At 72.6% G+C, this 20,144-nt stretch carries 20 protein-coding genes; 5 read left to right on the top strand and 15 right to left on the bottom strand.

The features are described from left to right. Positions 1-110: 110 nt before the first annotated feature. Positions 111-626: a toxin-antitoxin system HicB family antitoxin gene (locus ACWEOE_RS16855; RefSeq protein ID WP_452009609.1), complete on the top strand. Its 516-nt coding sequence runs from the start codon at positions 111-113 to the stop codon at positions 624-626. Positions 627-642: 16 nt separating this feature from the next. Beyond that, positions 643-1,638 carry a DUF4097 family beta strand repeat-containing protein gene (locus ACWEOE_RS16850; RefSeq protein ID WP_452009606.1) on the top strand — a complete coding sequence of 332 codons (996 nt, stop codon included), beginning with the start codon at positions 643-645 and terminating at the stop codon, positions 1,636-1,638. A gap of 303 nt (positions 1,639-1,941) precedes the next feature. Here the strand turns inward: ACWEOE_RS16850 and ACWEOE_RS16845 are convergent, their stop codons facing one another. Further along, positions 1,942-3,156, bottom strand: a complete 1,215-nt coding sequence (locus ACWEOE_RS16845; protein WP_452009603.1) for a winged helix-turn-helix domain-containing protein — start codon at positions 3,154-3,156, stop codon at positions 1,942-1,944. Positions 3,157-3,220: 64 nt separating this feature from the next. Here ACWEOE_RS16845 and ACWEOE_RS16840 point away from each other — a divergent pair, with 64 nt between their 5' ends. After that, a complete protein-coding gene (locus ACWEOE_RS16840) occupies positions 3,221-3,781 on the top strand; it encodes an N-acetyltransferase family protein (protein WP_452009600.1) in 561 nt (186 codons plus the stop codon). Here ACWEOE_RS16840 and ACWEOE_RS16835 read toward each other — a convergent pair. Beyond that, positions 3,771-4,250: a GtrA family protein gene (locus ACWEOE_RS16835; RefSeq protein ID WP_452009598.1), complete on the bottom strand. Its 480-nt coding sequence runs from the start codon at positions 4,248-4,250 to the stop codon at positions 3,771-3,773. The genes ACWEOE_RS16840 and ACWEOE_RS16835 overlap by 11 nt on opposite strands. Positions 4,251-4,407: 157 nt before the next feature. Between ACWEOE_RS16835 and ACWEOE_RS16830 the strand changes: the two genes are divergently transcribed. Next, the gene (locus tag ACWEOE_RS16830; protein WP_452009596.1) at positions 4,408-4,923 is read left to right on the top strand and encodes a hypothetical protein; all 516 of its coding nucleotides are present in this window, start codon (positions 4,408-4,410) and stop codon (positions 4,921-4,923) included. A gap of 77 nt (positions 4,924-5,000) precedes the next feature. On the opposite strand, the gene ACWEOE_RS16825 is transcribed toward ACWEOE_RS16830, so the two are convergent. The 13 genes from ACWEOE_RS16825 to ACWEOE_RS16765 all read right to left on the bottom strand — a co-directional run bounded on the left by ACWEOE_RS16825 (position 5,001) and on the right by ACWEOE_RS16765 (position 18,968). Next, positions 5,001-5,471, bottom strand: a complete 471-nt coding sequence (locus tag ACWEOE_RS16825; RefSeq protein WP_452009593.1) for a hypothetical protein — start codon at positions 5,469-5,471, stop codon at positions 5,001-5,003. Further along, complete coding sequence (gene dapB / locus ACWEOE_RS16820) at positions 5,468-6,217, bottom strand: 4-hydroxy-tetrahydrodipicolinate reductase (protein WP_452009590.1); 750 nt, start codon at positions 6,215-6,217, stop codon at positions 5,468-5,470. Before dapB ends, ACWEOE_RS16825 begins: the two co-directional genes overlap by 4 nt. Continuing rightward, entirely contained in the window at positions 6,214-7,578 is a 1,365-nt protein-coding gene (locus ACWEOE_RS16815; protein ID WP_452009587.1) for a M16 family metallopeptidase, read from the bottom strand. Before ACWEOE_RS16815 ends, dapB begins: the two co-directional genes overlap by 4 nt. 198 nt (positions 7,579-7,776) lie before the next feature. Further along, on the bottom strand, positions 7,777-10,044 hold the full coding sequence (locus ACWEOE_RS16810) for a polyribonucleotide nucleotidyltransferase (RefSeq protein WP_452009584.1): 2,268 nt from the start codon (positions 10,042-10,044) through the stop codon (positions 7,777-7,779). Positions 10,045-10,275: 231 nt separating this feature from the next. After that, the gene (gene rpsO, locus ACWEOE_RS16805) at positions 10,276-10,545 is read right to left on the bottom strand and encodes a 30S ribosomal protein S15 (RefSeq protein WP_326837240.1); all 270 of its coding nucleotides are present in this window, start codon (positions 10,543-10,545) and stop codon (positions 10,276-10,278) included. Between the two features lie 130 nt (positions 10,546-10,675). Then, on the bottom strand, positions 10,676-11,191 hold the full coding sequence (gene thpR / locus ACWEOE_RS16800) for an RNA 2',3'-cyclic phosphodiesterase (protein WP_452009580.1): 516 nt from the start codon (positions 11,189-11,191) through the stop codon (positions 10,676-10,678). 5 nt (positions 11,192-11,196) lie between these two features. Next, positions 11,197-11,670 (bottom strand): XRE family transcriptional regulator, encoded by a 474-nt coding sequence (locus ACWEOE_RS16795; protein ID WP_452009577.1) that lies wholly within the window; start codon positions 11,668-11,670, stop codon positions 11,197-11,199. A 148-nt stretch (positions 11,671-11,818) separates the two neighbouring features. After that, a complete protein-coding gene (locus ACWEOE_RS16790) occupies positions 11,819-12,844 on the bottom strand; it encodes a bifunctional riboflavin kinase/FAD synthetase (protein ID WP_452009964.1) in 1,026 nt (341 codons plus the stop codon). 48 nt (positions 12,845-12,892) lie between these two features. Next, positions 12,893-13,807 carry a tRNA pseudouridine(55) synthase TruB gene (gene truB / locus ACWEOE_RS16785; protein ID WP_452009574.1) on the bottom strand — a complete coding sequence of 305 codons (915 nt, stop codon included), beginning with the start codon at positions 13,805-13,807 and terminating at the stop codon, positions 12,893-12,895. A gap of 46 nt (positions 13,808-13,853) precedes the next feature. Then, entirely contained in the window at positions 13,854-15,170 is a 1,317-nt protein-coding gene (locus ACWEOE_RS16780; RefSeq protein WP_452009962.1) for an MFS transporter, read from the bottom strand. A gap of 133 nt (positions 15,171-15,303) precedes the next feature. After that, a complete protein-coding gene (locus ACWEOE_RS16775) occupies positions 15,304-16,122 on the bottom strand; it encodes a PhzF family phenazine biosynthesis protein (RefSeq protein ID WP_452009571.1) in 819 nt (272 codons plus the stop codon). Between the two features lie 65 nt (positions 16,123-16,187). Then, entirely contained in the window at positions 16,188-17,501 is a 1,314-nt protein-coding gene (locus ACWEOE_RS16770) for an MATE family efflux transporter (RefSeq protein ID WP_452009959.1), read from the bottom strand. Positions 17,502-17,942: 441 nt separating this feature from the next. After that, a complete protein-coding gene (locus ACWEOE_RS16765) occupies positions 17,943-18,968 on the bottom strand; it encodes a DHH family phosphoesterase (RefSeq protein ID WP_452009568.1) in 1,026 nt (341 codons plus the stop codon). A 25-nt stretch (positions 18,969-18,993) separates the two neighbouring features. On the opposite strand from ACWEOE_RS16765, the gene ACWEOE_RS16760 reads away from it, so the two are divergent. Next, positions 18,994-20,031, top strand: coding sequence for a TRM11 family SAM-dependent methyltransferase (locus ACWEOE_RS16760; protein WP_452009565.1), 1,038 nt, complete (start codon positions 18,994-18,996; stop codon positions 20,029-20,031). The last annotated feature ends 113 nt before the right edge of the window (positions 20,032-20,144 follow it).

The raw sequence follows: 20,144 nt of genomic DNA, 5'->3' as shown, positions 1-20,144 counted from the left end.
TCCCCTTTCGCTGCGATTCCCGGCCGCAACTGTAACCGCGCCGCTGCGCGACACCATGGTGATGTCACCGTGTCCTTGACTGATGTCACCGATGACGTCATAGTGGCGTCATGGACCTGACGCCGTACATCGCGAACCTTCGCGAAGACCTCGCGAACACGGCCTCCGCCGGGGACGAGCAGACCCGGCGCACGGCCGCACTGCTTTCCTCCGCTCTCGAACCCTCGGTGCGGCTCACGTTGATGACCGCGCTGGCCGACCTGGCCGCCGAGGTGACCGCGGCCCTGCCGGGCCAGGTCGTGGACGTCCGGCTCGACGGCCGCGACGTGCGGGTGGTCGTGACGGGCGCCCCGGAGCACTCGCCTCGCGCCGAACAGCCCGCGTCGCCCCCGCCGGCGCCGCCGGCGCCGCCGATCGACGGCGGTGACATCTCGCGCATCACCCTGCGGCTCGTGGAGCAGATCAAGGGCCAGGCCGAGCAGGCGGCGGCCGCGCAGGGGGTTTCGCTCAACACGTTCGTCGCCCAGGCCGTGCAGGGGGCGCTCGGACAGGCGCAGCACCACCAGCAGCGGCACCACCAGGGCGGCCGCTCGGAGACCAAGCTGCACGGCTGGGTCGAAGGCTAGGAGGGGGAAGGCAACCATGAGTGAGAGCACCGAACGGCCTGACCCGGAGTTCGCCGAGGAAGCGATCGCCGGTGCCGCGGAGGAAGCAGTCGAGTCGGCCGCTTCGGCGGCACAGTCCACTTCGGACGATCCTGGTTTTCGTTCGCAGGAGTTCGAGGCCGACGGCCCGCTGGAGCTCGACGTCGGCGTCACGATCGGCCGGGTCGAGCTGGTGCTGGACCGCGAGTCCGGTGCCCGCGTCGAGCTGCGCCACGACGCCGGCGAGCAGCCGCCGTGGGTCAGCGGCGTGAACAACCTGCTGTCGTGGGTCGGCGAACGGTTCGGCGACCAGCTGGGCGTGACCGCCGACGCCTCCCCGGCCGACGCGGTGGCGCAGGCGCGCATCGAGAAGACCGGCAACCGGATCGTGGTGCGGGCGGCGAAGGCGTGGCAGCTGCGCAACGTGCCGGTGGCCGTCACGGTGCACGCCCCGAAGGGCTCGCACGTCGAGGTCCGCGCCGGCGCCGCCGACGTCACGGTCACGGGCACCGCCGGGCGCGCCGACATCCTCACCGGCTCCGGCGAGGTCACCCTCGAAGCGGCCGACGGCGCCGCCGTGGTCCGCACCGGCACCGGCCGCGTGAAGCTCGGCCCCACCCCGGCCGGCCTCCAGCTGCGCACCGGCAGCGGCTCGGTCGAGGCGGCCGCCGTCTCCGGCTCGGCGACGCTCGCCACCGGCACGGGCAACGTCTGGCTCGGCTCCGTCGCGGGCGACGTCATGGCCCGCACCGGCAGCGGTGACCTCTCGGTCGCCGAAGCGGCCTCCGGCTCGGTCGACCTCATCACCGGCTCGGGCGAAGTCCGCATCGGCATCCGCCGCGGCGTCGCGGCCGAAGTCGAGCTGGCCTCCTCCGCGGGCCGCGTGCACAGCGAGCTGGCAGTCTCCGACGTGCCGCCCGAGGCGGGCGCCACCCTGCGCGTCCGGGCCCGCACCGGCACCGGCAACGCGCTGGTGACCCGCGCGGCCGGCTGAAAGGGGGAGACGGCGGACCGGCCCGAGGCATCCGGGCCGGTCCGCCGCTTCGCGTCCGCGCTTGCGAACCGCTTGTGCGACAGGACGTTCCGACTGAGTCGACTCGCGACACCGGCTCCGCACCGTCGAGCTTCGGCGACCGGGAAAGCCGCGTGCCGCACCGCCCCGGCTCAGCGCACCGCGACCACCCCGTAGACCTCACTCACCTGCGCGAGACACGCTCGGCCGACCTCCGCGAAAGGCGGCCTGTCCCCTGCACCGTGGCGCAGGCCCGGCCGCACCCGCGAGTGCTCGTAGCGTCGCTCAGCGCACCGCCTTCGCCAGCGGACCCGCCAGATCACCCCGCGGACCCACCGCGACGCCGTCCAGCCCGAGCCACTCCGCCATGTGCGCCAGCTCCCCCGCCAGCTCCGCGGCCACCCGGGGCACGTCGGCGCCCTCCTCGGCGAAGGAGCCCTGCACCCGAAGCACTCCCGCGGCGCGGTCGGACTTCAGGTCCACGCGCGCGACCAGCGAGCCGTCCAGCAGGAACGGGAAGACGTAGTACCCGTGGACGCGCTTGGGCTCCGGCACGTAGATCTCGATGCGGTAGCGGAAGCCGAAAAGCCGTTCGGTGCGGGCGCGTTCCCAGATGAGCGGGTCGAAGGGGCACAGCAGGGCCCGGCCGGTCACCGCGCGCGGCGTGCGGGCGGCCGTGTGGCGGTAGGCGACGCCGCGCCACGAACGGACCTGCACGGGTTCCAGCACTCCCTGCTCGACGAGGTCGGCGACCGCCTGGTGGGCGACGTCGGGGCCGAGGCGGTAGTAGTCGCGCAGGTCGGTTTCCGTGGCGACGCCGAGGGCGCGCGCGGAACGGTCGATGAGGCCGCGGGCACCCTCCTCGCGCGACACCTGGCGGGACAGGACGGCCGGGGGCACCACCCGCTCGGTGAGGTCGTAGAGCCGTTCGAAGGAGCGGCGCGTGCCCGTGGACAGCCGGCCGAGGCCGAACAGGTACTCGCACGCCTTCTTGACCACCGAGCGCTCCCACCACGCCCCGGGACCGCGCCCGGCGACCTCCGCCTCCAGCGCCTTCTCGATGGCGCCCGCGCCGATGGGCCCGTCTTCCTTGACGATGGCGAGCACGTCGTCGATCAGGCCCGGCACGGTTTCGACCACGCGCGTGTAGTTGCGCCACCAGCCGTCGCGTTTGGCGCCGGAGCGCAGCAGCGGCCAGTCTTCGACGGGCAGCAGGCTGGCCTCGTGCGCCCACGATTCCACGAGCATCCGCGGCTTGCGCGCGGAGTCGGCCCAGGCGGCGTCGTCGACGAGCGCCTGGTCGTAGGCGCCCAGGCGCGAGAACACCGGCATGTAGTGCGCGCGCACGGCGACGTTCACGGAGTCCAGCTGCAGCAGCTGGACCCGCGAAAGCACCTTCGCCAGGTGCCGACGGGTGGGCGGCGCGGCGGGGCGCGCGTCGGCGAACCCCTGGGCGGCCAGCGCGGTGCGGCGGGCCGAGTGAAGGCTGATGGTCTGCATGATCCGACCATGGTGCCAGCTGCCCCCGACAGTTTCCGCGAGCGCGGGCGGTAGATTCCCCCGCGTGAGTGCCGCCGAAGTCCGTCCCGCGAGCCTGTCCGACGCCCCGGAGATCGCCCGCATCCAGAGACTCACCTGGCGGGCGGCCTACACCGACCTGCTGGGCGCCGAGGCCATCGACGCGCTCGACGCGGCCGACCTCGAAGGCACGTGGGCGGAGACGATCGAGTTCCCCGGCACGAAGGTGTACCTCGCGCTCGAAGGCGAGTTCACCGTGGGCTACTGCGTGGCCGGGCTCGCCCCCGTCGACGAGATCGCCACCGCAGACGGCACCGCGCCCGCCGACGCCGCCACCACCGCGCTCATCGCGACGCTGGTCGTCGAACCGCGCTGGGGCCGGCGCGGGCACGCCGGGCGCCTGCTGGGCACGGCCGCCGGCGACCTGCGGGCGGACGGGCTCGAGCGCGGCGTCACGTGGGTCGCGCAGTCCGACCACGCGACGCTGGGCTTCTACCGCCGCGCGGGCTGGGCACCCGACGGGACCGTCCGGACCCTCGACACGGGCCGCGGCACGCTGCGCGAAGTGCGCCTCACCGGCACGCTGCAGCTGGAGCTCACGCACTGACCGCGGGCTCTTCGCGCTTCGCGAAGACGACCCACCGCATCACCGAGTACATGAACACGCCCTCGCACGCCCCGGCGACGACGCGCGACACGTGGTATTCCAGGCCCAACGCCGAAAGTCCCGCGCCGACGCCCAGCAGGAACGCCGCGTAGTTCACGCCGATCGCCACCACGTACAGCACCGCCTGCCGCCCGACGGGCGCGTGCGAGCGGAAGTTCAGCGCGCGGTTGAGCACGAAACTGAGCCCGAACGCGATCACGTACGACACGCTGATCGCCAGCCACACCGGCCAGCCGAGGCCGCCGTGCAGCACCGTGAGCAACCCGAGGTCCACGCCGAACGTGAAGCCGTTGATGAGGACGAACCCGAGAAAGCTCGGCGCAATGAACCGAGAGAGCCCGAAGGGCAGGATCCGGACGACGGCCGCGCAGAACCCGGCGAAGCGATCGGCGAAGGGCACGTCGGTCACGTCCGTATGGTGACAGGCCGAGGTGTCCGCCACCGAACGTCCAGGTGATCTTCTGGGGTCGGCCCCCGCCGGAACAGGGGGGTTAACCCCCGTGACCTTTTCGTGACGACTGCTAGCCTCGAATGACGAGGATCACTCGCATCAGGGGGGAGGCACGATGGGCTGGCTGTTCCTCACGCTCGGCGTCGCGTTCGGCTCGGCCATCGTGCCGCTGGTCAACGCCGAGCTCTTCGTCGTGGGGCTCTGCGCGAGCCAGCACAACCCGCACTGGCTGTGGCTCGGTGCCGCCGTGGCCGTCGGGCAGATGGCCGGCAAGCTCTTCTACTTCCTCGCCGCCCGCGGGTCCATCCGGCTTCCGGCGTTCCTGCACGACCGCCTCCACCGCGAACGCCCGCCCAGCGCCCGACGAGACCGCTGGCACCGGCGCACCAAGGTGCTCCGCTCGAAGATCGAAGCCCTGCGCGAACGCTGCCGGCGCCACCCGCACTGGATGACCGGCACCTACGGCGTCAGCTCGCTGCTCGGCCTGCCGCCCTTCATGGCGACGAGCGTGCTGGCGGGCATGGTCCGCATGCGGCTGGTCACGTTCCTGACCGCCGGGCTCGCCGGGCGCTGGATCCGGTTCAGCCTGCTCGCGGCGGCACCGGCGGTGTTCACGGGCTGGCTGCACTGAGCCGGCTGCACGGGTCGGCCGCACTGGGTCGGCTGCACGGAGAACACCCAAGCCCACCCAGGGCGGAACGGGAACCCCTACTCCGCCGCGCCCCCGGTTTTCCCGCGCTCGGCGGCTTCCAGATCCACGGCCTTGCGCATCGTCGCACGGGCACGGCGCCGGTCGCCCGCGATGTCGTACGCGTAGGCCAGGCGGTACCAGCCGCGCCAGTCGTCCGGGTCGGCCTCGACCTCGGCGCGACGCCCCTCGAACCAGGCGTCGGCGGCGGTGCGGTCGACGCGGCCCGACGGGCGGCGCGGCAGGTCCGACACGTCGGGCAGCCCGCCTTCGGCGTCGAGGCGGCGGGACAGGCGCTGGATCTGCAGGCCCGAGCGCCAGGTGGCCACCACGATCCACACGCCGAGCAGCGGCAGCACGAACACGCCGACGCCGAGCGCGATGCCCTCGGGCGAGCCGGTGGCGAACAGCTCCACGCCCCGGTCCGCCAGCAGGACCAGGTACACGAGCAGCGCCGCGGTCAGCAGCAGCGCGACGTTGCGGGCCCTCACAGGTCGAGCACGTTCTCCAGGCCGACCGTGAGGCCGGGGCGCGACACCACCGAACGCACGCCGACCAGCACGCCGGGCATGAACGACGTGCGGTCGAGCGAGTCGTGCCGGATGGTCAGGGTCTCCCCCTCGCCGCCGAACAGGATCTCCTCGTGCGCGACCAGCCCGGGCAGGCGCACGGAGTGCACCGGAACGTCGGCGACGCGCGCCCCGCGGGCACCGTCCAATCCGGACGTCGTGGCGTCCGCGCCCGGTTCGAGGCCGGCCGCCGCGCGGGCCTCGCCGATCATCCGCGCGGTGTGCGCCGCGGTGCCCGACGGCGCGTCGGCCTTGCGGTTGTGGTGCAGCTCGATGATCTCGGCCGAGGCGTAGAAGCGGGCGGCCTGCGCCGCGAAGCGCATCGCCAGGACCGCGCCGAGGGCGAAGTTCGGCGCGATCAGCACGCCCACCGAAGGCTTCTCGGCCACCAGTGAACGCAGCTGGGCCAGCCGCTCCTCGCCGAAGCCGGTCGTGCCGACCACGGCGTGCAGGTCGTGCGCGATCAGGTACCGCAGGTTGTCCATCACGGCATCGGGGTGGGTGAAGTCCACCACGACCTGGGCCTCGCCCAGGGTCGCGAGGTCGTCGCCCGCGTCGAGCGCCGCCACGAGCTTCAGGTCCGCGGCGCCCTCGACGGCCTGGACCACCGTGGCACCCATGCGCCCGCGCGCACCCAGCACGCCGACGCGGATCGGGGACTCGGTCATGACGCGATCACCTCGTGCAGATCGTCCGGCAGGTCGTCGGCGTGAGCGTACGGCCCCACCACCGCCGCGGCCGACACCCCACCGGGGCGGCGCAGCAGAGTGCGAGCCAGCGCACACACCTCGTCGGTCGTCACCGCGTCGATGCGGGCGACGGTGTCGTCCACACCCAGGTAACGGCCGTAGTTCAGCTCGTTCTTGCCGATGCGCGACATGCGCGACGACGTGTCCTCCAGCCCGAGCACGAGCCCGCCGCGCAGCTGTCCCTTGGCGCGCGCCACCTCGGCGTCGGACAGCCCGTCGGCGGCGACGCCGTCGAGCACCTCGCGGATCACGCCCGCGACCTGCCCGAGGCGCTCCGGCTGGCAACCCGCGTACACGGCGAGGTGCCCGGTGTCGGCGTAGCTCGCCGTGGACGAGTACACCTGGTACGCGAGCCCGCGCCGTTCCCGGATCTCCTGGAACAGCCGCGAGCTCATGCCGCCGCCCAGCGCCGCGTTGAGCACCGACAGCGCGAAGCGGCGCTCGTCGTGGCGCGGCAGCGAGCGCAGGCCGAGCATCACGTGGGCCTGCTCGGTGTCGTCGGTGTGCAGTGCGAGCTTCGGCGCCGCCTGGATGCGCGCGCGGCCCGCGCGCGGCGCCACCGGGATGCCCGCGCCGTTGAGCCGGTCGCCCAAAGCCTTGCGCACCAAGCGAAGCACCTGGTTGTGCTCGACGTTGCCGGCGACCGCGAGAACCATCCGCGGCAGCGTGTAGCGGCGCTTGTAGAACCCGCGCAACGCCACCGGTGACATGTCGGTGATGGACTTCTCGGTGCCCAGCACCGGCCGGCCGAGCGGGTGCTCGCCGAGGATCGCGCCCACGAACGTCTCGTGCAGCAGGTCCTCGGGGTCGTCGTCGCGCATCGCGATCTCTTCGAGGACCACGCTGCGCTCGGTGTCCATGTCGCGGTCGGTGCACAGCGCCTCGAACACCACGTCGGTCACGAGGTCCATGGCCAGCGGCAGGTCGGCGTCGAGCACCTGCGCGTAGTAGCAGGTGTGCTCCTTCGCCGTGAACGCGTTGAACTCGCCGCCGACGGCGTCGATCTCCTCGGCGATCTGCGTGGCGTCGCGGTTGCTGGTTCCCTTGAACAGCAAGTGTTCCAGGTAGTGCGCGGCCCCCGCGACGGCGAGCGGCTCGTCGCGCGAACCCACGCCCACCCACAGCCCCACCGTGGCCGAGCGCGACGCGGGGACGTACTCCGTGATCACCCGCAGCCCGCCGGGGAGCACGCTCCGCCTGACGACCGCACCGTCCGGAGTGGACTCGAGCGTGCGGGTGCTGCCGACGGGCTGCTCGTGCCCGGAAACCTGCCGTGCCATGGGTTCCTTACTCACGATGCCGCGAAGGCCTCCTCGCGAGGTTCCACGAGGAGGCCTTCGACGGGCTGTGCCATTGAGTACCGATCCGGCCGCAGTCACGGCGGGAACGCTTACCTGACAAGACTACGTCCCGTTGCGGACCCGCCTACTTTTGGCCGGATCGGTACTGGTCGCTTTCTTCAAGAACAGAGTCGAGGGTCAGGCGTCGGCGCTCTCGGCCTCGGGCTTGTCCGCACCCTCGGCCGGAGCCGCGTCGTCTTCCTTGACCACGATCAGGCTGATCTTGCCGCGGTTGTCGATGTCGGCGATCTCCACGCGGAGCTTGTCGCCCACGTTGACCACGTCCTCGACCTTGGCGATCCGCTTGCCGTTGCCCAGCTTCGAGATGTGGACGAGGCCGTCCTTGCCCGGCAGCAGCGAGACGAACGCACCGAACGCGGCCGTCTTCACCACGGTGCCCAGGAAGCGCTCGCCGACCTTCGGCAGCTGCGGGTTGGCGATGGCGTTGATCTTGTCGATCGCCGCCTCCGCCGACGGGCCGTCGGCCGCGCCCACGTAGATCGTGCCGTCGTCCTCGATCGAGATGTCGGCGCCGGTCTCCTCGGTGATCGAGTTGATCATCTTGCCCTTCGGGCCGATGACCTCGCCGATCTTGTCGACCGGGATCTTCACGGAGGTGACGCGCGGGGCGTACGGGCTCATCTCGTCCGGGCCGTCGATCGCCTCGGCGATGACTTCCAGGATGGTCAGCCGGGCGTCCTTCGCCTGCTTCAGCGCGGCCGCGAGGACCTCCGACGGGATGCCGTCGAGCTTCGTGTCGAGCTGCAGCGCGGTGATGATGTCCTTGGTGCCGGCGACCTTGAAGTCCATGTCACCCAGGGCGTCTTCCGCACCGAGGATGTCGGTGAGCGCGACGTAGCGCGTCTCGCCGTCGACCTCGTCGGAGACGAGACCCATCGCGATGCCCGCGACCGGCGCCTTCAGCGGCACACCGGCGTTGTAGAGACCCATGGTCGACGCGCAGACCGAGCCCATCGAGGTCGAGCCGTTGGAGCCCAGCGCCTCGGAGACCTGGCGGATCGCGTACGGGAACTCGTCGCGCTTCGGCAGGACCGGGACCAGGGCGCGCTCGGCGAGCATGCCGTGGCCGATCTCGCGCCGCTTCGGCGAACCGACGCGACCGGTCTCGCCGGTGGAGAACGGCGGGAAGTTGTAGTGGTGCAGGTAGCGCTTCGTCGTCTCCGGCGACAGCGAGTCGATCTGCTGCTCCATGCGGAGCATGTTCAGCGTGGTGACGCCCAGGATCTGGGTTTCACCGCGCTCGAACAGCGCCGAGCCGTGGGCGCGCGGGATCACGGCGACCTCGGCCGAGAGCGACCGGATGTCGGTGAGACCGCGGCCGTCCATGCGGATCTTCTCGGTGAGCACGCGCTGGCGCATGATCTTCTTGGTCAGCGCCTTGAACGCGCCGCCGACCTCGCCGTCGCGACCCTCGAAGGCCTCGCCCTCGCCCAGGCCCAGCTTCGCCAGCACGGTGGCCTTGACCTCGTCGGTCGCGCCGTCGCGGTCCTGCTTGCCGGCGATGGTCAGCGCCTTCGCCAGGTCGTCGGCCGCGATCGCGGCGACGGCCTCGTACAGGTCCGGCTGGTAGGCCGGGTACAGCGGGAAGTCGCCGGTCGGCTTCGCGGCCTCGGCGGCCAGGCGCTGCTGCGCCTCGCACAGCACGCGGATGAACGGCTTCGCGGCCTCGAGGCCCTCGGCCACGGCGGCCTCGTCGGGCGCCTTGCCGCCGGCGGCGATCAGGTCGAGCGTCTGCTCGGTGCCCTCGGCCTCGACCATCATGATCGCAATATCATCAGCAGAGCCATCACCGCCTGTGTTCACAATGCGGCCGGCGACGACCATGTTGAACGTGGCCTTCTCGAGCTGTGACCAGGTCGGGAACGCGACCCACTGGCCCTCGATCAGGGCGACGCGCACGCCGCCGACCGGGCCGGAGAACGGCAGGCCCGCGATCTGGGTGGACGCCGACGCGGCGTTGATCGCCAGCACGTCGTACGGGTCCTCGGGGTTGAGGCTCTGGACCGTGATGACGACCTGGATCTCGTTGCGGAGACCGTCGGTGAACGACGGGCGCAGCGGGCGGTCGATCAGGCGGGCGGTGAGGATCGCGTCGGTCGACGGGCGGCCCTCACGACGGAAGAACGCGCCGGGGATGCGGCCCACGGCGTACATCCGCTCTTCGACGTCCACGGTCAGCGGGAAGAAGTCGAAGTGCTCCTTCGGGTGCTTCGACGCCGTGGTGGCCGAGAGCAGCATGGTCTCTTCGTCGAGGTACGCGACGACGGAGCCGGCGGCCTGCTTGGCCAGGCGGCCCGTCTCGAAACGCACGGTGCGGGTGCCGAACCGGCCGTTGTCGATCACGGCTTCGGTCTCGTGCACGGTGACTCCGGTGGAGTCGGTCATAGGGTGTTTCTCCTCTTTTGTGCTTCGTCCGGCGCGAGTCTCCCACCCTGGGACCTGCTTCGCCTGCGGACGCTCGAGGAGTGTGGCCGGTCTTCGATCGAAGCCCCCGGGTCACCACCCGGGAACCACTACCGAGGACCGGCGGACGGATCCTCCAGCGCGCTCGCGCCGTTTCTTCTCTTCTGGCACCGAGGGGGAGCGACCAGGCCGGTCACTCCCCCTCGGGTCACGCTAGCGGCGCAGGCCGAGTCGCTGGATCAGCGACCGGTAGCGCTCGATGTCCACCTTCATCACGTAGTTCAGCAGCCGGCGGCGACGGCCGACCAGCAGCAGGAGCCCGCGACGCGAGTGGTGGTCGTGCTTGTGAGCCTTGAGGTGCTCGGTGAGGCCGACGATGCGCTTGGTCAGCAGCGCGACCTGGGCCTCGGGGGATCCGGTGTCCGAGTCGTGCACGCCGTACTCGGTCAGGATCGACTTCTTCTCTTCGGTGGACAGCGCCACTGGTGTTGCTCCTCGTTGAATCAGTGCCGTGGGGCCCGAACCACGCTGCGCGGCCGGGTAGTCGGTCACGGCCGCCACGGACTGCAGCCGGACCCGATTGTCGAGGTTACCAGCCGTGTGATCAGTGCCTTCAGGCGCGGTTCACGTTCGGCTGCGGCCTCAGCGGGAACGTCCGCAGCACCCGGTACCGCGGGCCCGGTGTGCCGGCGCCGCCCATGAGCACCACCTCGTCGGCGGTCCAGCTGCGGCCGGCGAACCCGGCCAGCCGCCGCGCCCACGGCTCGGCCGCGGACGGCCGGTCGCGGGCGAACCGCGCCAGCGTGAGGTGGGGCCGGTACGGACGGTCGTCCCGGTCCGCTCCGGCGGCCTCGGCAAGGCGTGCGAGACCCTCCCCTGCCACGCCCAACCACAGCACGCCCGGAAACGTTCCCGGACCGGTGAGGCGGACGTCGACGGAGGTGCGCCCGGCCAGGGCGGGCACCAGGTCGGCGACCCGCTCGTCCGGGTCGTCTTCGCCGTAGTACGCGAGCGTCACGTGCCAGTCCTCGGCCGCGGACCACCGCAGGCCGGGACCGGGTTCGCCCAGCACCGCGGCCACCGCGGCCACGACGTCGGGCGGCGGCACCAGCGCCGTGAACAGTCGCACGGGAACTACTGGCTGGCCCCGGCGCGGCGGAGCAGCTCGGCCAGGATGGGGAAGTCGTCGTCGAGGCGCTTGGCGGCCTCGGTGAGGTCCTCGTCCTCGGCGACCTCGCGCAGCGCGGCCAGCACCAGCCGCTCGTCGGAGCCCACGGGGATGTTGTCGCGCCCGACGGTGGGCCGCGAGTCGCGCACGTCCTCCAGGGCCGCCTGCATCGCATCGCGGTTGCCCGCGGCGACGTCGGGCACGAGGATCTTGCGTTCGAGCATGATCATGCGGGCGAGCACCACGGGGTTGCCGATCTTGGCGCGCCGACCGCTCATCACCTGGCTGAGCATGGGGGCGCTGATGCCCAGGACCTCGGCAAGATAAGCCTGCGAGATGTCGAAGGCCACCACGAGCCTGCGCACCCGGTCACCCAGCGGTTCGCCGTACCACTCTCGTTGCAGCGCGACGTTCCGCTGGACGATCTTGTGGTCCTCCACCAGTTCCGCTCCCCTTGGTCCCCTCGTCCGGCCTGACCGGCGCCCGGTCCGGTAAACCCCGCCCGTGAGCATCTTGCCACCGCGCCCGCGCCCGGGCGGGGGGAACCGCCCATTCCGCCCCCGCCGGAGCCCGTCCGGGGGAACGGCCTCAGTCTTCGGTGCCCCGGGCCTCGGCAGGCAGGGTTTCGACAGGCAGGGTTTCGACAGGCAGGGTTTCGACAGGCAGCGCCTCGCGGGTGCGCACCACGTCGTCGTCGATCCGCACCACGAGCTCCTCGGACCGGCTGAACCGCTCCTGGTCGCGCAGGCGCGTGACGAAGTCCAGCGCCACGTGCTGGCCGTAGAAGTCCTCGTCGACGTCGAGCACGAACGCCTCGACCGTGCGCTCGCGGCCGGAGAACGTCGGGTTCGTGCCCACCGACACCGCCGCCCGCAACCGCCGGCCCGGGTCCGACAAGCGCGTGAACCACGCCGTGTACACACCGTCGGCGGGCACGGCGGCGAAGCGCGGCGTCGAGAGGTTCGCGGTCGGGTAGCCGAGGTCGTGCCCGCGGCCGTCGCCGCGCACGACGATGCCCTCGAGCCGGTGCGGGCGGCCCAGCGCGTCGGCCGCGGCCACCACATCGCCGGCGTCGATGCACGAGCGCACGTAGGTCGAGGAGAAGGTGATGTCGTTGGCGGCGCGGTCCTCGGCGAGCGAGCGGCCCTGCAGCTCGGCGCCGTAGGCCACGAAACCGAAGCGGCTGCCGAGCTTGCGCAGCAGCGTCACGTCGCCGGCGGCCTTGGCGCCGAAGGTGAAGTTGTCGCCCACCAGCACGGCGGCCGCGTGCAGCCGGTCCACGAGCACCTCGTGCACGAATTCGTGCGGCGACAGGCGCGAGAGCTCCAGGGTGAAGGGCAGCACCGCGAACACGTCCACGCCGAGCTCTTCGACGAGCTCGGCCTTGCGCCGCAGGGTGGTCAGCTGCGCGGGGTGGCTGCCGGGGCGCAGGACCTCCGACGGGTGCGGGTCGAACGTGAGCACCACGCTCGGCACGCCGCGCTCGGCGGCCGCACGCACCGTGCGCGAGATGAGCACTTGGTGCCCGCGGTGCACGCCGTCGAACACACCGATGGTGACCACGCACCGTCCCCAGCCGCCCGGGAGATCCCCGAGGCCACGCCACCGCTGCACTGTCGTCAACTCTCCCCGTGCCGGTCTTCAGCCCAACCGCGACCCACCCTATGCGGGCAGCAGGACCACCACCGACCGGGCCACGCCCTCGGCGTCCGACGCCAGTGCGAGCACGCGGCCGTCCGGTGCGAACAGGCCGTAGGTCCCGTCGATGCCGGCCGCGGGGATGGCCCGGCCGTGGCGCACGGCCTGCGCTTCGGCGGCGTCGACGTCGCGGCGCGGGAAGGCGGCGGCGACGGCGGCATCCAGGTCCAGCGACAGGTCGGGCTGTTCCTCGAGCTTGTCGAGCGTGCGGGCGCGGGCGAGCGTGAACGGCCCGACCGTGGTGCGCCGCAGCGCGAGCAGGTGCCCGCCGACGCCGAGCCCGGCGCCGAGGTCTCGGGCCAGCGCGCGCACGTAGGTGCCCGACGAGCACTCGACCACGGCGTCGAGCTCGATGCGGTCCTCCTCGCGGCGCACGGCGAGCACGTCGAAGCGGTACACGGTGACGGGCCGTGGCGGCAGCACCACGTCCTCCCCCGCACGCACCCGCGCGTAGGCGCGCTTGCCGTCGATCTTCACCGCGCTGACGGCACTGGGCACCTGCTGGATGTCGCCGGTGAGCTCGGCGACGCCGGCGGCGAGCTGCTCCTCGGTGATCTTCGCGAGCACCGCCGGGTCACCCTCGGTGAGCACCTCGCCCTCGGCGTCGTCGGTGGTGGTGGAGCTGCCCAGCGACAGCGTCGCTAGGTAGGTCTTGCGGTCGAGCGCCAGGTGGCCCAGCAGCTTCGTCGCGCGTTCGATGCCGAGCACCAGCACACCGGTGGCCATCGGGTCGAGCGTGCCGGCGTGGCCGACCTTGCGCGTACCCATGATCCGGCGCGCCCTCGCGACGACGTCGTGCGACGTCATCCCGGCCGGTTTGTCGACGATGAGCAGACCGGGCGGCGGAGCGGGGCGGCGCGGTTCCTTCGGGCGAGACACGGGGCGAACCCTATCGAGCCGTGCGGTCCGGACCGGCGGGCGGCCGTCAGGCCGCGACGACCGCCGGCACCTCGCCGTCCCAGCGCCGGCGCGTGAGCCGCACGGGCACGTCCTCGCCGCGCGCTTCGGCGGCGAACACGTGGGCCCGGGCACGGCGCCACCACACGAGCATCCGCCAGGTGCCCAGCGCGAGCACCACCACGATGCTCAGCAGCGACACGCGGAAGTTCCCGCCCGTCCACTGCAGCAGCACGCCGACCACGAGCGAGGTGACCGTGGTGGCGACGAACCCGGCGACGTTCACGACCCCGGTCGCGGTGCCGACCCGTTCGAGCGGGTTGTAGTCCCGGGCCAGGGCGAAGCCGATCATCGACACCGGGCCGCCGAGCGACAGCAGCGCGAACGCGGGCACGAGCACGCCGAGCGGGAGGTGCCCGCTCCAGCCGAGCAGCACGCCCCACGTCACGGCGGCGGTGCCGAGGTAACCGCCGACGATCGGCATCCGCAGCTCGGGGTGGCGGCTGATCACCGTGCCCAGCACCGGGCCGCCGGCGAGCGAGCCGAACACGAACACGGTGAGCACGGCGCTCGCCGTGGCGGCCGGGATCCCTTGGCCCTGCACGAGGAACGGGACTCCCCACAGCAGCGTGAGCACGTTGGGCGCGAACATCGTGCTGAAGTGCGTCCAGAAGCCGAGGCGGGTGCCGGGCACGCGCCAGGCGGCGCGGATCTGGCGCGCGAGCAGCGCCGGGTGCACAGGCAGCCGTTCGGGCTCGGGGACGCCGAGCGGGGTGTCGCGCACCCGCAGCACCACCGGCACCGCGAACAGAATCGTGAGCGCGCCGACCGAGACGAAGGTGACCGTCCACCCGGGACCTGCGAGCAGCAGCGTGAGCGGCACGGTGGCCGCCAGGTTGCCGACGTAGCCGATGGCGGAGGTGAAGGTGGCGATCAACGCGTACTGGCGGGCCGGGAAGTGCGCGGCGATCAGGCGCAGCACGCTGACGAACGTGAGCGCGTCGCCGAGCCCCAGCACACCGCGGGCGAGCAGGCCGACGCCGTAGCTCTCGGCGAGGCCCAGCAGCAGCTGGCCGGTGCCGAGGATGAGCACGGCGGCGGTGAGGACGCGGCGCGGACCGTAGCGGTCCACGAGCACGCCGGTGGGGATCTGCATGGCCGCGTAGACGCCGACCTGCAGCACGGTGAACGTGCCGAGCGCCGCCGCGCCGACCCCGAACCGGTCCGCGGCTTCCAGGCCCGCGACCCCGAACGAGGTGCGGTGGAACACGGCGAGCAGGTACACGGAGACAGCGGTGAGCCAGATGAGCCAGGACCGGACGGTGGCGCGGCCGGGCGACAAGATTCCTCCTGCGGGTAGCGATCGTCGGGGGAAGACGACGACACTGCCGCCTCGATTGTTGTATCGCCTCAGCAAGGTCGAAACATAGCCGTTACCCGGGTGGGATCCACCACATCACCCGAACGCCGCGGTTCGGTCACCCCAGGGCGACCTGCCCGGTGATGCCGACGACGGTGTCGCCGCCCACCCACACCTCGCCGTCCGCGCGCTCGACGTGCACCCGCCCGCGCCGACCGAGCCGGGTGCCCTGCGCGGCGACGTAGGCCTGCGGCGCCCGCCCCGACGCGATGAGCCACTGGCCGATCGCCGCGTTGAGGCTGCCGGTGACCGGGTCCTCGACCAGGCCGGTGAAGGCGCGCACCTCGAACGCCGCCTCCGCACCCGCCGGGTGCGGCCCGACGACCCCGACCTTGTAGCTCCCGAGGGCCGCCACGTCGCGTTCCACTGCGAGCACCGCGTCGGCGTCCGCGAGCAGCACGGCGAGCCAGCCGGGGCCGTTGTCGGCCCACTGCGCGTCGACGACGTCGCCTTCGGCCAGCCGCAGCGCCGTGCGCACCGCGGCGAGGTCTTCGGGCGCGACGGGACCGCTGCGGTCGAGCGGCGGCGCGGCGAACGCGAGCCGTCCGCCCGTGCGCCGCACGCGGACCAGACCGGCGCCGCACTCCTGCACGAGGTCCTCGCCCTTCGGCGTGCCGCCGGCTTCGAGCCACGCGCGCGCCGAACCCAGTGTGGGGTGCCCGGCGAAGGGCAGCTCGCGCTCGACGGTGAAGATCCGCACGCGGTAGTCGGCCGCCGGGTCGGTGGGCGGCAGCAGGAACGTGGTCTCGCTGAGGTTGGTCCACCGCGCGAACGCGGCCATCCCGTCGTCGGACAGGCCCGCGGCGTCGTGGACCACGGCGAGGGCGTTGCCGAAGGTGAGCTCGTCGGTGAAGACATCGACCTGGCTGAAGCGCATGAACCCCACTTTGTCATCTCGAGTGCCGGTCATCTCGAGTGCCGGTCATCTCGAGTGCCGGCGTCTCAGGCGCCGCGGACCGCGCCCACCACCGCCCAGCGGCCCGAGCGCCAGCGGATGAGCACGGCGGCCAGGCGGAACAGCATGAACAGCGACAGCCCCGTCCAGATGCCCGCCAGGCCCCAGCCGAACGCGAGCGAGAGCCAGATCAGCGGCAGGAACCCCAGGCCCGCGCTGACGAGCGTGGCCGTGCGCAGGAACGCGGCGTCGCCGGCGCCCAGCAGCACGCCGTCGAGGGCGAAGACCACGCCCGCGATCGGTTGCAGGGCCACGAAGAACCACCACGCGTGCGGGATCTCGGCGAGCACGCCCGGATCGGAGGTGAACGCGTGCGGCAGCGTGCTCCACAGCGCGGCGAAGAGCACGCACAGGACGCAGCCCAGCACCAGCCCGTACGCCACGATCTGCGACGCCACCCCGCGTGCCTGCCGCTGCGCTCCCCCGCCCAGCGCCGCGCCCACGAGCGACTGCGCGGCGATGGCGACGGAGTCGAGCACGAGTGAAAGGAACGTCCACAGCTGCAGCACCACCTGGTGCGCACCGACGGCCTCGGTCGACGTGCGCGCCGCGACCGCCGCCGCCGACACGAAACACGCCTGGAACGCCAGGCTGCGCAGCACGAGGTCGCGGCCGAGCCGCAGCTGCTCGCGCATCACGCCGAAGTCGGGGCGCAGGGGCACGCGCTCGCGCACCAGCGCCGCGAAGAACAGCGACGCCGAGATCACCTGCGCCACCACGTTGGCGATCGCCGATCCCTCCAGGCCCAGCCCGGCGACGTAGACGAGCAGCGGGCACAGCACGGCCGAGATACCGTTGCCGGCCAGCACGTAGCGCAGCGGGCGGGCCGCGTCCTGCACGCCGCGCATCCAGCCGTTGCCGGCCATCGTCACGAGGATCAGCGGCGCCCCGAACAGCGCGATCCGCAGCCACGACACGGCCGAGGCCGCGATCTCGTCGCTGCCCGACAGCGCGCGGGCGATCGGCCCCGCCAGCAGTTGGCCCGCCACGAGCAGCACGGCGCCGACCAGGACCGCGAGCCACGTGGCCTGCACCCCTTCGCGCACGGCGTCCTCGCGGCGGCCGGCGCCGTGCAGCCGCGCGGTGCGGGACGTGGTGCCGTAGGACAGGAACGTGAGCTGCGTGGAGATCTGCGACAGCACCACCCCGCCGAGCGCGAGCCCGGCCAGCGGCAGCGCCCCGAGGTGCCCGACCACCGCGGTGTCGACCAGCACGTACAGCGGCTCGGCGGCCAGCACCCCGAGTGCCGGCACGGCGAGGCCGAGGACACGGCGGGCGGGGATGCGGTCGTCGGCGGTCACGGCGGGCGTGGCGGGCCGGGCGGGCGGGACAGGCGGGGCTTCGTCGGGCACTTCGGGAGAGTAGCCACCGGCGCCGACATTTCGGGCCCGCAAGCGCCGAGAATCACGGACGCACCGCGACGCCGTGGCTCCGGAACGACGACCTCCGCGCCGGCTCCGCCCACCGGGCCAGCCCGGGAACCTGCGCAGCCGTGCGGGTTGCGGCGCGGCGGGGTCGAACCCGTCCCGATTCGGCGAACATCGCCGCGATGCGCCGACGCGAGGCCGAGCAGCACCGGGTGACCGGCCGGGCTCGTCGTGCCGCCGATCTCCATGTGCACCAAGGAACCCGCTGGATCAAAATGTCTGCAGTGGACACTTCGGCCGGGTCAGCGGCTCGTGCAGACGGTCCCCGAACACGTGCAGCACGTCGCGGCACCCCGCGAGCAGGGGCAATGCGACTCAGGCGCCCTTGCCGTCCAGCAGGGGCGCGCGGCCCAGCGCTTCGCGCAGCTTCGCCAGGACCTCGTCCGACGTGCCCGCCATCGTGCAGCCCGCCGCCCGCCGGTGCCCGCCGCCGCCGAACTCCGCGGCCACCGCCGACACGTCGACGCCGCCGGCGGACCGCAGCGAGACCGTCCACACCGAACCGTCGCCGTCGGGGCCGAACTCCTTCAGCACCCCGGCGACACCGGCCTCGCGGGTCGCGCGGACCACGTCGATCACCGACTCGACCTCCTCGCCGCGCACGCTCGCCGCCGCCGCCGAGCGCACCACGGCGTGCACGAACCCGAAGCCCTGCGCGGCGTCGGGCTCCAGCCGCGCCTCCGCCAGCACGGCCGAGAGCATCGGCAGCCAGGCGAACGGGTGGTCGTCCACGATCCGCCGCGCCACCTCGGTCGGGTCGACGCCCGCGGCCAGCAGGCGCGCGGTGATCAAGTGCGTTTCGGGACGGGCGCGGCGGAAGCCGCTGGTGTCGGTGACGATGCCCGCGTACAGGCAGCGCGCGGCCGGCTCGTCCAGCTCCACGCCCATGGCCTCGATGATCAGTGCGACGAGCACGGCGGTGGCCTCGGTGGCCTCGTCGACCACGTGGTGCGTGCCGTAGAAGGCGTTCGTGGCGTGGTGGTCCACCACGAGCACGGCCCCGCCGGCAGCGCGCACGGCGTCGACGCGCCCGGCGAGCCGGCCCAGCCGCGCGGGCACCGGCGTGTCGAGCGCGACCAGCAGCTGCTCCGACGCGGGCAGGTCACCGGGCCGGGTGAGCAGGCCGTCGACGTCGAGCCAGGTCAGGGTCTCGGGGGCCTCGTCGGGCTCGCCGAAGGACACCCGCACGCGGGCGCCGCGCCGGTGCAGCACGTGGCCGAGCGCCAGTGCGCTGCCGAGCGCGTCGGCGTCGGGACGCACGTGGCCCAGCAGCGTCACGTCGGTGGCCCCGGCGAGCAGGGCGGCGGCGGCTTCGATGTCCTGCGCCAAAGTAGGTGTCACAGTGCGTCACGCTACGCTCTGCGGAATGCCTGAGTACGCGATTCTCGTTCACCCGTCCGCCAACCGGGTCTACGCCGCCTCGGCGCCCGCGCTGCTGCGGGCCGAGCTGGCGGTGTTCGGCGCGGCCGGGCTCGGCAGCGAGCCGGCCGCCGTCGAGGAGGTGGAGCTCGGCGGCGTGGGCTACGTGAAGTTCGCGACGCCCGCCCCGCTGACCGAGGCGAACATCGCGCTGCTGTCCAACCTGTCCTCGCTCTACGCCCTGTTCGAGCTGGGCGACGGCGTGCTGCGCCCCGTTCTCGTGCGGCCGTTGGCGAAGACGGACTCCGACCTGCTCACGATCCAGAAGTACGCGGGCAAGACCAACGAGCAGTTCACGAAACTGCTACTCAACGTCACCCTGCTGGCCACCGCCGACCCGACCGGGTGGCTCACCCGGCCGCGGACGCTGCTCGACCCGCTGTGCGGGCGCGGCACCACGCTCAACCAGGCCGTGATGTACGGCTTCGACGCCACCGGCCTCGACGTGGACGGCAAGGACTTCGAGGCCTACGAGCAGTTCATCAAGACCTGGCTGCGCACCAAGCGCGTGAAGCACACCGCCGACTCGGGACAGCTGCGGCGCAACAAGGTCCGCCTCGGGCGCCGCCTGGACCTCGAGTACGCGTTCGACAAGGACGACTACAAGGGCGGGCAGACGCGCCGCCTCACCTACTTCAACGCCGACACCCTGACCACCGACGAGCTGCTGAAGCCGAACTCGGTCGACGTGATCGTGACCGACGCCCCGTACGGCGTACAGCACGGCAGCCACCGCGAGGCCGGCCTGGCCCGCTCCCCGCGCGACCTCCTCGCCGCGGCCGTTCCCGTGTGGACCCGCGTGCTGCGCCCGGGTGGCGCGCTCGGGATCTCGTGGAACACCCACGTGCTGCCGCGCGAGGAGCTCGTCGCGGTGCTGGCGCGCGCCGGTCTGGACGTGTGCGAGGGCGGGCCGCATGAGCAGTTCGCGCACCGCGTGGACCAGGCCATCGAGCGGGACCTCGTGGTGGCGGCGAAGCCGGCCTGAGCTTCCGGGGTTGCCGGCGTGCCGGTTTGGCACCGTCCACTTCGGAGTACCCGGTCACGAGCGCGCCGCAGCTGCGACACCGCGACACCCGAGACACCCGCTGGGACACCGAA

This window comes from Amycolatopsis sp. NPDC004368, from assembly GCF_053602515.1.
The sequence above is the reverse complement of the archived record's forward strand: the minus strand, read 5'-3'. Positions and strand labels throughout refer to the sequence as shown.